The organism is Psychromonas sp. (assembly GCF_047632995.1).
Lineage (GTDB): Bacteria > Pseudomonadota > Gammaproteobacteria > Enterobacterales > Psychromonadaceae > Psychromonas.
This window is the reverse complement of the sequence record NZ_JBLIEK010000082.1, coordinates 1-16,168: the sequence shown is the minus strand read 5'-3', so window position 1 is coordinate 16,168 and position 16,168 is coordinate 1. Positions and strand designations below refer to the sequence as shown.

Genomic DNA, 16,168 nt, shown 5'->3' with positions numbered 1-16,168 from the left:
GGCATAAACTACCAAAATCTATCTACTTCCGTCGTGGTTCATTACCTATTGCACTAACTGATTTAGATGACAAAAAACGTGCAATGATAGTAACGGATGGTTTCCTGTTTGCTAACGGTTACATTGATGAGTTACGTTCAATCCTTGAAAGTCAAGGAATGATGGTTGAAATCTTCCATGAAGTGGAAGCGGATCCTACACTTGCAATCATCAAAAAAGGTGCAGCAGCTTGTAACGCATTCAACCCGGATGTCATTCTTGCTGTCGGTGGTGGTTCACCAATGGATGCTGCGAAAATTATGTGGGTTCTATATGAGCATCCAGACACTGTTTTTGAAGACTTAGCAATGCGCTTTATGGATATCCGTAAACGTATCTACAAATTCCCTAAAATGGGCGTTAAAGCTGAACTAGTATGTATTACTACAACATCTGGTACAGGTTCTGAAGTAACACCATTTGCCGTTGTAACAGATGAGACAACAGGTAAAAAATACCCACTAGCTGATTATGAACTAACGCCAAGCATGGCGATTGTTGATGCTAACCTAGTGATGGATATGCCTAAGTCTCTTTGTGCATTCGGTGGTTACGATGCAGTAACACATGCGATGGAAGCTTACGTTTCAATTCTTGCTAACGAATACTCAGATGGTCAAGCGCTACAAGCGCTTAAAATGCTTAAAGAATACCTACCAAGCTCTTACAAAAACGGTAAAAATGATGCGGTTGCACGTGAAAAAGTTCACAATGCGGCAACTATTGCTGGTATCGCGTTTGCTCAGTCATTCCTTGGAGTGTGTCACTCAATGGCGCATAAAATCGGTAATGAATTCCATCTTCCACATGGTTTAGCAAATGCATTGTTAATAACCAATACTATTCGTTTTAATGCAACGAACAACCCAACTAAACAAGGTACTTTCTCTCAGTACGACCGTCCTAAAGCACGTGCTCGTTACGCAGAAATTGCTGATCATTTAGGTTTCCGTGAAGGTAACACTGAAGCTAAAATTCAGACGCTACTGACCTGGTTAGACGAGTTAAAAGTTGAATTGAATATTCCACTATCAATTCAAGCTGCAGGTGTTGATGAAGCTGAATTCCTAGCTGCAGTTGATGATCTTGCGGAACAAGCGTTTGATGACCAATGTACACCTGCAAATCCACGTTACCCGCTTGTATCTGAGCTTAAAGCAGTGCTTATTGCTTCTTACTACGGTACAGATTACGTTGATGTGATGGATGCGCCTGAAGTTGAAGTGAAAGAAGAAAAAAAAGCTAAATAATATTTCTTTTTAACTTAATATAAAAAGCCTGCTTAATCGCAGGCTTTTTTTTACTTTGAATTTAAGGAAGGTTATTTATACCCATGATACCTCAAGATACTTTATCAGGACTCAGAGCAGAGGACTAAACAGGTAGAGGGTGCTTTCTAATAGTTTTTTTAAATAACTGCGTTTACGCCAATCAGCTAATAAAAATTGATCTGACTCTAATAGATAATGCATCTGAATGGTTAAAAGTTCACCCGCAAATTGATCATTGTCAATCAACATTGTCATCTCAAAGTTTAGCCAAAAACTGCGTCTATCCAGATTAACTGTGCCTAATAACGCTATTTTTTCATCGATAACAATCGTTTTACTATGCAGTAGCCCACCATGAAATTTATAGATTTTCACACCGGCCGTTAATAGCTCATCGAAAAAAGCACGCGAGGCATATTTAACCATAAAAGAATCATTTTTAGCGGGTAGAATTATTTTCACATCAACGCCACGCAACGCCGCCACTTGCAACGCTTCGAGTATACTTTCATCAGGAACAAAATAGGGTGTTGTTAAAACAAGGCTGAATTTTGCCTCATAGATTGCGCTCAGTAAGACTTGATGAATACTGGCTTTACCAAACTCCGGCCCAGAGGGAATAAGCTGAGAATTTTGTGCCCCAATGATAGGGAAACGCGCTATTTTCGACAGGGGTAATTCTATTTGAGAAAGAGGCAAAGCCATTTTATTACTGGTTTCCAAGTACCAATCCCAGATAAACAATCCCTGCATTAACTGTACAATCGGACCTTCGCAGCGCACCATAATATCTATCCATTCGCCAACACCGTGACCCTTTTTAAAATAAGCAGGATCAACCAGATTCATACTCCCCGTATAGGCAACATGATCATCAATACAGACCAACTTACGGTGCATTCTTAAATCCTGACGTTGAAAAAGAAGCCTGAATGCACCCACAGGTAAGGCTTCCCCTACTTCAATACCGGCTCGACGCATGATAAAGGGGAGTTCACTTTTGAAGAAATCATGACTGCCGACAGAATCCAATAATAATTTACACTGAACCCCACGCTCAGAAGCCTTAATCAACGCGTCTAATAAATTGTCTACCAACCCCCCTTCGCTGCAGATATAAAATAATAGATAACAATGTGATTGTGCTTGGTCAATTTGCTGTGTTAATTCAAGAAGAATTTGATCGGTAGATGACAATAGAGTGTGTTGGTTGCCTTTTAGCATAGGTATGCTGGTGTATGATTCCACAAAGGCCTGCATTGAACGCGCACACGGACTAATTCCCTCCTTACTCTGACGATTCTCTGCCGACTCTGTGTGCAACCAGTGATGGAACCTGTCCCCCATCTGCTCACGCCGTTTCTGACGTTTTTTGCCTAAATGAAGTTCCCCAAAAATAAAATAACTGACCATACCCAAAAGCGGCAAAGCATAGATCAAAAATAACCACGCAAGCGAGATTCCACTGGGCCTACGCTTAATGATCACGCGCAACGAAGTGAGCAGTAACAGAGAAAAGTAGGTGGATGCAGAAAGTAGCACATAAAGGGTACTGTCTTGCCAGGACGTATCAAAAGAGAAAAAATCCATTAAACTAAATCTCAAAGAGAAAAAGACAAATTAACTTAGATTATATGCTGCAGCAAGCTTATTATTAAGCTTCTGGGCGTTCCTGCCCGAGCAGCTTGAAGATACCCACTCAAGCTGCACTCCTATATGCATTAATGACGTTTATTACAACGCAGATAAAAAGTGGCTTCCGATGCTTTCATCACTTGAACGCTCTCTTCTGCGCGGCTGGGACTCTGCGATGTTGAGGGTGTTTGTTGCTGGTTAATTTCGAGAACATCACCCACTATACTAAGACCTAAAGTACGCGCAAAAATATTAGATGAGTTATATACAGCATCATTGACTAAAAACTCTGAACCATCTTTAATAAAATCATTGGCAATTCTTAGCTTTTCAACCCCCAGTAGATTAATTAAATCGATCACAGTACTCGAAATACCAAAATTAATGACAGTTAATCCAATACCCATCTTTCTGATATTCATGAGATTCTCCTGAATATCAGATGAAGAGTGATGCAGAGTAGACTTCTCAACTTCAAATTCAAGCCACTGCCCTGAGCACATAGTTTCTTTTAAAATAGTATGCAGATCCGCAATAAAGCTAAGTTGTGACAGTTGCTCTCTGGATAAATTAATTGCAATACGTCCAAAATTAATCCCGGCTTTGTGCCAATTAACTGCCTGAAGCGCAGCTTTTCGAATCGTTATAAGCCCCAACGACACCAGTAAACCGCTCTCTTTCGCTAAAATTAAAAAGCGATCATGTTGTAGAACACCTTGCTCTGGGTGATTCCAACGCAGTAAGCCTTGCATTGCAACAATTTGGCGGTTATTAAGATCGTATTGAGGCTGGTAATACAACTCAAATTGATCTAACTGCAAGCCTAACTTTAACTCGTCTTCTAATTCAAGCTGTTGATTGGAGTGACGTGTTAGCGCCATAGTATAAAAATGATACGGTACACTCTTATCATCTTTTCCACGCTGCATCGCTTTTTCTGCATTGCTTAATAACGATTCATTATCTATACCGTCATCAGGACACATACTTATACCAATTGTTGCAGATAAACTTATTTCTCTGTTTCCGATAGTAAAGTTTTTACTAAATAATGTAATGATTTTTTGTGCAATACTGGCTACATTTTGCTCATTGGCTAGCTCATTGACCACAATAACAAAGCTATGGTCAGAAAAACGCGCCACTGTCTCTTTCTCAAAAATACAGTTTTTAAGGCGTATTGCAATCTCTTTTAATACATCATCTCCAGCATTATGACCGAACTGATCATTAACCGCCTTGAAATCATTAATATCGACCAAGAGCACGGCCATGATTGTCTTCTGATAATTAGCTCGGTTAATAGAGTCTTCCAAACGATTAAATAAAGCAATACGATTATATAATCCCGTTAGTGGATCATGTTTTGATAGAAACTGTATTTTTTCCTCAACGCGTTTGCATTGAGTTAAATCGGTAAAGGAGTAGATGCGGTTGGTTTTCCCCTCATCAAAATGGTCAACAGCATAGATCTCCAACCAGGCAAAATGGGTGTCGCCATTTTTATTACAGTAAGTGATATCTCCCTGCCAACTTTTATTTTCAGTGAATGAAATATCATCATAAAAAGACTCGCTTTGTTGCTTGGAGGCAAACACATTGATATTTAACTGTAACAGTTCATCTTTTGAAAAACCGGATAGCAAGCAACAAGCCTGATTTGCAGAAAGAATATCACCAAACTGATCTGTAACCAGGATGCTGTCTTTGCTATTGTCAAATACCACCTCGGCTATTTTTAGCCGTTTTTGCATCAAGTGATGTGCGGTAATATCCCGACCAACGCCAATTAAACCTTGTACTTCACCATTTTTGTCTTGCAGTGGTACCTTCTTCATTTCAATAAAATGACGCTGGCCATCGTTATAGGTCAGGTGTTCTTCACCCAAGTAGATCTGTTTATTAGAGATCACATCTTTATCTTGAGACTGGCACATCAAAGCCTGACCCAGTTCAAAAAGTTGATCATCTTTTTTACCTAAAATATCTTCCTCTGAACAACCCACAAATTTTTCAAATTGTTTATTACAACCTAAAAAACGACTGTCCAAGTCCTTAAAGAAAATAAGATCGGGCGATATATCTGCCGTTGCACGCAACATAATGCGCTCTTTTTCTAATGAGTATTTCGCCTGATTAATCTCGGTTACATCAAAAAGCATACCAATTTGTATATCAGTATCATCGACACACTCTTTGCGAAAAACCATTTCACGCGCTATCCCATTTATATCATCAAGTTTACATTCATAAAAATAGACCTGCTTATTGTCAAATATGTTTTGATCTATCTTTTTAATCTCATCCAAGAGGTGAGCTGGCAAAATATCTGCGGCATTTTTGCCTTGAACTTGAGCGGGCGTCAGGCCGAAGATATGTGAAAAATAGCTATTGCAGGCTAAAAATTCGCCTTTTATATTTTTAAAATAGATAGGGATACTGAGAAAATCTAAGGTGGTTTTTACCTCATCCGTAATTAAATCTTCCATTGACGCGGACAATTTAGCAAGTTTGGGCGCAGCATTTCCGTTTAGATAGGTTGTTTTTAGCAAAGGAAAATCGGCGTCAATTTTATCAGCCAACGAGTCAGAAAAGGGGAGATCACAAATTAAATGGGTATATTCTTTTTCGGCTAAAATAGCCTCTATTCCATCAGTGCGGAGCAAATGACAAAGCGTATAATCGGGTTGAAGCGCCGGGCTGGCTGATAAATTTAGCATTGCTTCGGCAAGCTGAATATTATTCCCTACATATAAAACATTTTTGACCGGAACAGACAAAGAGGCCCCCTTAAATTTGTGATAATTTCACTTGGCAATTTAAATATTAACAGTATTGCAGCATAAAAAAGGGGACGCTAGCATCCCCTTTAAAATTTAACCTAACTGTTTACGCACATTTCTAAACATACGCATCCACGGGCTATCTTCGCGCCACTCATCCGGATGCCATGAATTAGCAACGGTTCTAAATACACGTTCGGGATGCGGCATCATAATGGTAACGCGCCCATCTTTAGAGGTTAGACCAGTAATACCGTTTGGCGAACCATTCGGATTAGCCGGATATTGCTGTGTCTGTTCACCATAATTATTAATGAAACGTAATGCAATATTACCGCTTGCTTCAATAGCGGCTAAATGTGCATCATTTTTCACTTCAACACGGCCTTCACCATGGGATACAGCGATTGGCATAGTTGAGCCGGCCATATCGTTGAGGAACAATGAATTGTTTTTTTGCACTTCAACGAGACTGAAACGTGCTTCAAAACGTTCCGAGTGATTACGCACAAAACGCGGCCATAATTCCGCCCCCGGAATTAATTCATTAAGGTTTGATAACATCTGACAGCCGTTACAGACACCTAATGCAAATGAATTTTCACGTTCAAAGAAGGTTTGAAACTGCTCACGCGCGCCGTCATTAAACAAAATGGATTTCGCCCAGCCTTCACCAGCCCCTAATACATCGCCATAAGAGAAACCACCACAAGCGACTAAACCGGCAAAGTCTGCAAGTTGCACATCTCCCGATAAAATATCACTCATATGCACATCAATTGCCGAGAAACCCGCTCTATTAAAGGCGGCAGCCATCTCCTGCTGAGAGTTAACTCCTTGCTCACGTAAAATAGCCATGCGCGGTAAAACACCCGTTGCAATATAGGGCGCAGCAACATCCTCATTGAGATCAAAGGTTAATTTTGCGCTTAACCCGGGATCCTTATCATCTAATTTCAGATCAAACTCTTGTTGCGCGCACACTGGATTATCGCGTAAAAGCTGCATTTTCAGCGTAGTTTCAGCCCAAATTCCGCGGAATTCACTGCGCGGTGCAACCAATATGTCATCACCATCACGGGTAAACTCGATTTGGTCGGTCTCATTTACTGAACCAATAACCAGCGAGTTGGTGGCTAAACCATGACCGGCTAAGATATTCAATACGGACTCTTTATCTTCAACACGTACCTGGATAACCGCCCCGAGCTCTTCACTGTAAAGTGCAGCAAAATCATCACTGCCTAATTGATCCAGTTGAACCGTAACACCACAGTGTCCAGCAAATGCCATTTCAGTGATGGTTGAAAATAGTCCACCATCACTGCGATCATGATAGGCCAGTAACTTTTTATCCACGACTAAGGTCTGCATCGCATTAAAGAATCCCTGCAGCAAAGCCGGATTATCTAGATCGGGCGTTGTAGCACCAAGCTGTTTATAAACTTGCGCTAACGATGATCCACCGAGACGATTTTTACCATTGCCTAAATCAACAAGTATCAGATCCGTATCACCCTGATCACTGCGCAGCTGCGGCGTAACCGTATTACGGATATCACGTACCGCACCAAATGCAGTAATGATTAATGAAAGTGGCGAGATAACTTCTTTATCCAGCTCACCTTCCTGCCAGCGCGTTTTCATCGACATAGAATCTTTACCCACTGGGATAGTAAGATCTAATTCCGGGCAAAGCTCTTCACCAATCGCTTTAACCGCTGCATATAAGCCGGCATCTTCCCCCGGGTGACCGGTTGCAGACATCCAGTTAGCAGAAAGTTTAATACGTTTGAAATCACCGATATCAGAACAGGCGATATTGGTAATTGATTCTGCGACAGCCAGACGGGCAGATGCCGCGAAGTTAAGTAGAGCAACAGGCGTACGTTCACCTAATGCCATTGACTCGCCAAAATAACTATCGTAACTGGCAGCAGTAACCGCACAGTCTGCGACAGGTACCTGCCAAGGTCCGACCATTTGGTCGCGCGCAACTAACCCAGTAACAGTGCGGTCACCGATCGTTATCAGGAATGTTTTTTCAGCAATAGAAGGTAAACGCAGCAAGCGCTCGGCGGCATCTTTAATGCTTGCACCAGAGAGATCTAACGGTTTTCCCTGGGCATTTTGTGATTTAACATCACGATGCATTTTAGGGGCTTTACCTAATAATACTTCCAGCGGCATATCAATAGGATTGTTATCAAATTCAGTATCATGCAAGGTTAACTGCATCTCTTTTGTCGCTTCACCGATAACAGCATATTTAGCCCGTTCACGTTTACAAATAGCTTCAAATGTCGCCAGATTCTCAGGCTTAATGGCCATCACATAACGTTCTTGAGATTCATTACACCAAATTTCGTGTGGCGCCATGCCCTTTTCATCATTTGGAATAGCGCGCAGATCAAATTTACCACCGCGACCGCCATCATTTACAAGCTCAGGCATCGCATTAGAAAGACCACCCGCGCCCACATCGTGAATAAATTGAATTGGGTTATCATCACCCATCTGCCAGCAACGGTCGATCACTTCCTGACAACGACGCTCCATCTCCGGATTTTCACGCTGTACAGACGCGAAATCTAAATCTTCAGACGAGGCACCGGAATCCATTGAAGATGCCGCGCCTCCGCCCAAACCAATATTCATTGCAGGGCCGCCCAGAACAACTAGCTTAGCACCCACTGGAATCTCTTTTTTCTCAATATGACTGCGGCGGATATTACCTAAACCGCCCGCTAACATAATTGGTTTATGATAGCCGCGAATCTCTAAACCATTATGGCTTTCAACCTGCTCTTCGTAAGTACGGAAATAACCCAGAATATTCGGACGACCAAATTCATTATTAAAGGCAGCGCCACCGAGCGGTGCTTCCAGCATAATATCTAATGCTGAAACGATGCGATCGGGTTTGCCAAAATCTGTTTCCCAAGGCTGTTCAAATGAAGGGATACGTAAATTACTTACGCTAAAACCCACTAAGCCGGCTTTAGGTTTAGAGCCAATCCCCGTTGCGCCTTCATCACGAATCTCACCGCCAGAGCCAGTCGCAGCACCAGGATATGGGGAGATAGCCGTTGGATGGTTATGTGTTTCAACCTTCATTAAGATATCAATATCTTCATGATGGTAACCGTATTCACGATCATCAACACTCGGGAAGAAACGCCCTGCTTTTTCCCCCGCCATAACAGCAGCGTTGTCTTTGTAGGCAGATAAAACAAATTCCGGCATCTTTTCATGGGTATTACGAATCATTTTGAACAGCGATTTAGGCTGAGAGACACCATCAATGGTCCAATCTGCATTGAAGATTTTGTGGCGGCAATGCTCAGAGTTTGCCTGTGCAAACATCATCAGTTCAATATCGTTAGGATTGCGCCCCAATTTGATAAAGTTTTCCAGCAAATAATCAATTTCATCATCGGCAAGTGCCAAACCTAAATTTACATTCGCGGTTACAAGTGCACTGCGACCTTCAACTAAGATATCGACACTGCTCATTTTGCTTGGCGTGCCGTGTGCAAAAAGCTTCGCAGCATCGTCAAACGACGTGAATATCACTTCCATCATGCGATCGTGTAATAAACCGGAAAGCGCTTTATATTGTTCTGCTGACAATTCCGTTGTCGTTTCAATATAATAAGCGATACCACGCTCTAAACGCTTAACCTTCGTTAAACCACAATTAATAGCAATATCCGTGGATTTAGAAGACCATGGCGAAATAGTTCCCGGACGAGGCGTGACCAAAAGTAACGTTCCTACTGGTTCGTGCTCGACAATTTTAGGTCCGTAAGTTAATAGTTTTTGTAATACAACTCGCTCTTGGTCATTTAAAGGATCAGTTAAATCTGCTGCATGCATATATTCTGCATATATTTGCGCTACAGGTAGGTTTAAGGCTTCACAGTTTTTTAGTAACTGATTAACACGAAATGTCGATAAGGCAGGTGCCCCACGCAAAATTTCCATAGGTTATTTCTCTCGTTAGATAGATAAATGAACTTGGGTAACGTCAATTACACGGATAAATATTTAAACTATTCAAGTTTACTGTTTGTTAACAGACGGGCCTTTAAATAAGTGCTTATTTGATATAATTGGTATTAGTTCGCTATTATAAGCAAAAAGCATTTTTTATTAAACCGAAACACTCTATAGTCGAGAGTTAAATTACGTTTAAATTTGCTACCTTTATAAAACGTGATGAAAAAACGAACAATTCCTGGTGGAAATTATTATATGGACTCTGTTATACATTTTAAAAAATTCAAACTACAAATTGTAGCGCTTTTTCTTAGCGTTTTATCTTTATTGCTGAGCGGTTGTAATCCTTTTACACCTACGACCAGCTTAGAAAAAATTCAAAACCGCGGTGAGATAAGAATGGGCACCATTAACAGCTCATTAACCTTCAGCTATGACGGTACGAATTACAGCGGCTTTGACTACGAATTGGGCGATCAATTTTCAGCCTATCTCAATGTTAACTTACGGGTGAAAGAATACGATACACTCAAAGCATTATTTGATGCGCTCGACAGTAAGCAGATTGATTTTATTGGTTCCGGTTTAACCCTAACGCCCAAGCGCGCAGAAAAATACAGAAGTTCTCCTCCCTATTATTATGTCTCGCAAAAAGTGGTTTACCACAAAGGAACTTACCGGCCCCGCAATATAGCCGATATTAATGAGCCTGTCGGCGTACTTAAATACAGTAGCCACGAAGAAACATTAGAAGGTTTATTTGGTGAAAACCCCGATCTGGCAATCAATGCGTTCGAAAGCGAAGACCAAGAAAGTTTATTACGTAAAGTCGCAGATAAAGAGATTAAATTTGCCATTGTGAACAGCTCAACATTGGCGCAAAAACAACGCTATTACCCGGTACTCGCCGAAGCGTTCACTATCTCAGGGAAGGAGCCTGTAGCATGGCTTATCAAGCGCAATCAAGACGATAGCGTTTATTCCGCAATGATTGAGTTTATGGGTAGTAAATACCAGGATCAGACCATAGCCAAACTTGAAGAAAAATATTTTGGACATGTGGAACATTTTGATTATGTTGATACGCGCTTCTTTTTAAAAAAGATTGTCCGTACACTGCCTAAATATGAAAAGCTCTTTAAAGAGCATGCCACCGCAGAAGCAGATTGGCTGTTACTTGCTGCGGTCAGCTATCAAGAGTCACATTGGAATGCAAAGGCAAGATCCCCAACAGGCGTACGTGGCTTAATGATGTTAACCCTTAATACTGCTAACCATATCGGCGTGAAAAATAGACTCGATCCGGAGCAGAGCATCCAAGGCGGTGCCAACTATTTAACGCAGCTGATAAAACGCTTACCCGACAGCATTAGCGATGATGAAAAAGTTTGGTTTGCATTAGCCAGTTATAATCTAGGTTATGGACACGTTATGGATGCGCGGCGCATCACCACCATAAAAAAACAAAACCCCGATGCATGGTCCGATGTTAAAGATAACCTGCCCCTGCTGCACCAGAAAAAATGGTATAAAGAAACCCGTTATGGCTACGCAAGAGGCCGTGAAGCACAGCACTATGTCAATAATATCCGCCAATACAGAAAGACATTGACTTGGTTTGTCGCCAAAAGAGAAATACAACTTGCAGAGGAAAAAGCGCTGCAGGATGCCAAAGATAAAGCCTTGGCCCAAGAGGTAGCCTTGCAAGAAGCACAAGCATTAGCATTAGCATTAGCCGAAGAGAAAGCGCGACAAGCCCACTTGACCCCAGAAGAAGCACTGCAGCAAGCCATCGATATCGTATTAGCGAAAGTGCAAGCCTTACAAAAGGCAAAAAAACAAACTTTAGCGATGAAAAATGCATTACAACAGGCCAAAGAAAAAACCTTAACAGAAGAAACCGCATTGCAGCAGGCCCTCGAAAAAACATCAGCGGAAGAAACAGCCCTGCAACAAGCGAAAGATAAAACTTTAGCGATAGAGCACGCGCTACAACAGGTCAAAGAAAAAGCGCTAACTGAGGAAAAACGCTGGCAAGAGCGCAAAGAGAACGCCTTGGCCGAACAAGAATTACTACAGAAAGCAAAAGACAATGCATTTGCAGCACAGGAAGTCTCTCGGCAGGCGATAGATAAAGCGCTCGCTGAGCAGCAAAACTACCAAGAAGCCAAAGATAAGGCATTCACTGAGCAGAAAAATCATCAACAAGCCAAAGATGAAGCATTCAGTAAACAGCAAACATTACAAGAGGCTAACGACAAACCAGTACCACAAGAGAGTATAATTGGACCGTCTCAGGAGAAAGCTTAATAGATAATTATTAGAAGGGAAAACAGGAATCAGCGAGCGCTTAAGAAGCGCTTAGCTGCAATGTGCAAATCTGGTGGAACGACCTGCATTTATTTCATCCGTTTGTTAATACACAATTTCTGCGCATTTCTCCGCTATGCAAAGAGAAAGTTCAGTTACTCTTTCTTTTCAATACTCACCTGCAAATTTTTACAGTTGCCCGCAAAACACTTTTGCACATATAAACTGCCGACAATCGGGGCTTGGCCCGGCTCAGGTACCTCTTTGTAACGTACACTGTTTTTAGTTTCTTTTTCATATTCAAAGGCGATGGTTTTTTTAGGCATATTAAACTCTTTCTATTTTTATAAAGCTTGCTGAACAGGCAGGCTTAAACCAATGTTACTTCAAGATGCAAAATCAGCATCTTGAGATATCATGGGTTTATAGCAGCTTGTTGCTTTTTCAGCGCTATTTTCTCTTGCCGACGACGTTTAAAAAAATCACTGATTTTTGTTGCGCACCGCTCGCTAAGAACACCTGCGCTCACCTCTATTTGATGGTTTGATTTTTCACTGCGCACCAAATTATAAACCGAGCCTGCAGCGCCTGTCTTATAATCGCCGGCACCGTACACAAGACGCTTAACACGTGCATGGACCAAGGCCCCCGCACACATAGGACACGGTTCAAGCGTGACATACAAGGTGCAGTCAATTAAGCGATAATTTTGGATCTGTTTTCCCGCCTCGCGAATTGCCATAATCTCAGCATGGCCGCAGGCATCATGATTAGAGATGGACAGGTTCCAACCTTCACCGATAACCACCCCATCTTTAACTAAAATAGCACCCACTGGAATTTCATCTTGTAATTCTGCCCTATCCGCCAAGGACAAGGCATACTTCATCCATTTTTGATCTATCGCTTGCTGCGTATCGACTAACAGGTCACTCATCTGCTCTGCCACTATAGAACCAGTGAGTAATAAAATTGCGTGATCGGTCCGCCATAAACAAGATAGATCCAGCCAGCAACCGCAAGATAAGGTCCAAAAGGCATTGGCCGACTTTTTTTATCTTTCGATGCGAGAATCACAGCGATACCAATAATTGCTCCGGCAAAAGAGGAAATTATAATAATTAAGGGTAATGCCTGCCAACCAAACCATGCCCCCAATGCGGCGAGTAATTTAAAGTCGCCATAGCCCATTCCCTCTTTACCGGTTAATAACTTAAATCCCCAATAAATGGACCAGAGACTTAAATACCCCAAAGCGGCGCCTAAAACAGCATCGGTTAAACCAATAAAAGTGCCGTTAATATTGATTAACAAACCGAACCACAATAGCGGCAGCGTTATCTGATCGGGCAATAACATAGTATCGAAATCGATAAAGGTCAGGCTAATTAGCGCCCAGGTAAAGAGTAAAGCAAACAGTAACGGCCAGCCGAATGGGATCACATAAGCAACCGCAAGGGAGAGCACAGCCGTTAATAGTTCAATACTTGGATAGCGCTTACTAATCTTGCAGGCGCAATGTTTGCAGCGGCCTTTTTGAAATAACCAACTTAACAGGGGGATATTCTCAGCTGAACCAATTAAATGGTTGCACTGTGGACAACGCGAGCGGGGCACAACTAAATTAAAGGTCTCTTGTTCAGTTTTTAGGTTCGCTTCAGGAAAACATTCGGCACATTCATTTTTCCATTCTCTTTCCATCATCACCGGCAAACGATAAATCACCACATTTAAAAATGAACCAATTAACAACCCCAAAACGGTCACAAAGCTATAAAGCAGGGCAGGAACCTGCTCCAATAACATAATTAATTCATTCATAAATATTCCTAAACTCTAAAAAAAACTTAACGAGGCTCAAGTAACTGAAAACAGGGGATTGGCAAATCGAGCTATTACGCTTCAACTGGCGGGCAAATTTCATCATCAGAAAAAAAGTAAGCAATTTCACGCGCTGCAGACATTGGACTATCTGAGCCATGCACTGCATTATATCGTTTTGACTCCGCAAAGTCAGATCGAATTGTCCCGGCGTCGGCAAGTGTTGGATCAGTGTTACCTATTAGCTTCCGATAATAGCTAATCGCATTTTCAGCTTGTAAAACTTGTATCATAATGGGGCCGGAGGTCATAAAATCGATTAAATCGTCAAAAAAATCTTTTTCTTGATGCTCAATGTAAAATCCTGCGGCTTGCTCTTTGGTTAAGCGCACCATTTTAACTGCGACAGGTATTAAACCCGCCTGTTCAAAACGGGTTAAAATAATACCAGTCATTTTTTTACGAACGGCGTCAGGTTTGATAATTGAAAGTGTTCTTTCTAATGGCATAATGCAAGACTTAAAAATAATGGATTGGACATGCAATATAACCAGATCTCCTTACACCATCAATAAGAATATACGCAGATGAAACCTCATATCACATTTCCAAAGATAAGATTACGGGTTCGCCCTTACTTAGCGCTTTTTATATTACTGCCCGTCATTTTTATTGTCGCTCTGCGCTTTTTTCCTGAGCCTGCAAAAAACTTAACCGTTTTTGATAACAATCAGCAACTGTATTTACAGCGCTGCCCAAATTTATCACCCGTCACATATTTAGCGAAGGAGAAAACCACGGGCCTTCCCTCCCCTTTTACTCTCTTAAATTGGAATATCTATAAACAACGTAAGCCGCAATGGCAGGAAAAATTACAAGAGTGGGCGAAAGATGCGGATTTACTGACCTTACAGGAAGTGAAATATTCCCCCGAGTTAACTTACTTTAGCGAAACGAATAACTTTTATTATCTGCAAAATTACGCATTTAAATATCGGGATTATATTTACGGCGTCAATACGCTCAGCAAACAGCCGGCACTCGCGGTTTGCGGCACGCGTGACAGCGAACCTTGGATCCGTGTACCTAAAACAGCCCTGGCAAGCAGCTATGCGCTTGCTAATAGCACCGACTTGTTACTGCTTATTAATCTGCACGGGATAAATTTCACCTTTACCGCCGAACCGCTGAGCAAGCAGCTGCAGCCCTATCTGGAATTGATAAAAACACATAGCGGGCCAATCATCTTTAGTGGCGATTTTAACAGTTGGAGCGGGCAGCGATTAGCCGCGATCGAAGCGCCACTGCTTAAATCTGGTTTCAATGAGGTTTTATTTGCCAAAGATCAACGCATGACCATTTTTAACAGGCCGCTGGATCATATCTATTTTCGCGGTTTAAAAGTGATAAAAGCAGAAAGTATCGCCACAACAGCCTCTGATCATACTCCGCAGCGCGTGACCTTTGCGCTAAATAAAGTAACAAAAAAAGAAAATAATTAGACTCGATCATGTTGCTAGTTTTTTTGGGGAGGATATGAAATTGGGATTGGGATCTAATTAGAAATTGGAGCGCTACAAGAGATTAAAAAACAGCTCATGACCCCAGCTCTTAATTGGCAAGGTTGTGCACTAGAAACGGAATTAATAGCGTATTTTTTATTAAGAGGGTAATAATTTGGAGCGCTACAAGAGATTAAAAAACAGCTCATGACCCCAGCTCTTAATCGGCAAGGTTGTGCACTAGAAACGGAATTAATAGCGTATTTTTTATTAAGAGGGTAATAATTTGGAGCGGTACAAGAGATTAAAAAACAGCTCATGACCCCAGCTCTTAATTGGCAAGGTTGTGCACTAGCAACTAGATTAATAGCGTATTTTTTTATTAAGAGGGTAATAATTTGGAGCGGTACAAGAGATTAAAAACAGCTCTTGACCCCACTCTTAATCGGCAAAGTTGTGCTCTAGCAACTAGATTAATAGCGTATTTTTTTATTAAGAGGGTAATAATTTGGAGCGGTACAAGAGATTAAAAACAGCTCTTGACCCCAGCTCTTAATCGGCAAAGTTGTGCTCTAGCAACTAGATTAATAGCGTATTTTTTTATTAAGAGGGTAATAATTTGGAGCGGTACAAGAGATTCGAACTCTTGACCCCAACCTTGGCAAGGTTGTGCTCTACCACTGAGCTAGTACCGCATCACATTTTTTTTGGACTTAGTATGTACGAGTAAACTCATAACTCCAGTCAATTCTTGTCAAGGTTGAACTCGACGAACCGAACTAGTACCGCATCACATCTTTAGTTT

General features: G+C 41.5%; 10 protein-coding genes and 1 tRNA gene. 3 read left to right on the top strand and 8 right to left on the bottom strand.

Features of this window, described 5'->3' with window-relative positions:
- Positions 1-1,289: iron-containing alcohol dehydrogenase (locus ACJAT7_RS13235; protein WP_415227274.1), on the top strand; the 1,289-nt coding region annotated here is incomplete at its 5' end.
- Positions 1,290-1,400: 111 nt separating this feature from the next.
- On the opposite strand, the gene cls is transcribed toward ACJAT7_RS13235, so the two are convergent.
- The 3 genes from cls to purL form a co-directional block, all read right to left on the bottom strand.
- A complete protein-coding gene (gene cls / locus ACJAT7_RS13230; protein ID WP_415227273.1) occupies positions 1,401-2,900 on the bottom strand; it encodes a cardiolipin synthase in 1,500 nt (499 codons plus the stop codon).
- Between the two features lie 131 nt (positions 2,901-3,031).
- Positions 3,032-5,725: a diguanylate cyclase domain-containing protein gene (locus ACJAT7_RS13225; protein WP_415227272.1), complete on the bottom strand. Its 2,694-nt coding sequence runs from the start codon at positions 5,723-5,725 to the stop codon at positions 3,032-3,034.
- Positions 5,726-5,821: 96 nt separating this feature from the next.
- Positions 5,822-9,715: a phosphoribosylformylglycinamidine synthase gene (gene purL, locus ACJAT7_RS13220; RefSeq protein ID WP_415227271.1), complete on the bottom strand. Its 3,894-nt coding sequence runs from the start codon at positions 9,713-9,715 to the stop codon at positions 5,822-5,824.
- 270 nt (positions 9,716-9,985) lie between these two features.
- Between purL and mltF the strand changes: the two genes are divergently transcribed.
- A complete protein-coding gene (mltF, locus tag ACJAT7_RS13215; RefSeq protein ID WP_415227270.1) occupies positions 9,986-12,040 on the top strand; it encodes a membrane-bound lytic murein transglycosylase MltF in 2,055 nt (684 codons plus the stop codon).
- A 155-nt stretch (positions 12,041-12,195) separates the two neighbouring features.
- Here the strand turns inward: mltF and ACJAT7_RS13210 are convergent, their stop codons facing one another.
- The 4 genes from ACJAT7_RS13210 to ndk form a co-directional block, all read right to left on the bottom strand.
- A complete protein-coding gene (locus tag ACJAT7_RS13210; RefSeq protein ID WP_415227269.1) occupies positions 12,196-12,366 on the bottom strand; it encodes a hypothetical protein in 171 nt (56 codons plus the stop codon).
- Positions 12,367-12,455: 89 nt separating this feature from the next.
- The gene (gene tadA, locus ACJAT7_RS13205; protein ID WP_415227268.1) at positions 12,456-12,977 is read right to left on the bottom strand and encodes a tRNA adenosine(34) deaminase TadA; all 522 of its coding nucleotides are present in this window, start codon (positions 12,975-12,977) and stop codon (positions 12,456-12,458) included.
- Between the two features lie 11 nt (positions 12,978-12,988).
- Positions 12,989-13,861, bottom strand: a complete 873-nt coding sequence (locus ACJAT7_RS13200) for a prepilin peptidase (RefSeq protein WP_415227267.1) — start codon at positions 13,859-13,861, stop codon at positions 12,989-12,991.
- Positions 13,862-13,935: 74 nt separating this feature from the next.
- Entirely contained in the window at positions 13,936-14,370 is a 435-nt protein-coding gene (gene ndk, locus ACJAT7_RS13195; RefSeq protein WP_415227266.1) for a nucleoside-diphosphate kinase, read from the bottom strand.
- 78 nt (positions 14,371-14,448) lie between these two features.
- Here ndk and ACJAT7_RS13190 point away from each other — a divergent pair, with 78 nt between their 5' ends.
- Positions 14,449-15,363, top strand: coding sequence for an endonuclease/exonuclease/phosphatase family protein (locus tag ACJAT7_RS13190; protein WP_415227265.1), 915 nt, complete (start codon positions 14,449-14,451; stop codon positions 15,361-15,363).
- Between the two features lie 620 nt (positions 15,364-15,983).
- On the opposite strand, the gene ACJAT7_RS13185 is transcribed toward ACJAT7_RS13190, so the two are convergent.
- Positions 15,984-16,058: transfer RNA gene (locus ACJAT7_RS13185), tRNA-Gly, on the bottom strand.
- Positions 16,059-16,168 lie beyond the last annotated feature (110 nt).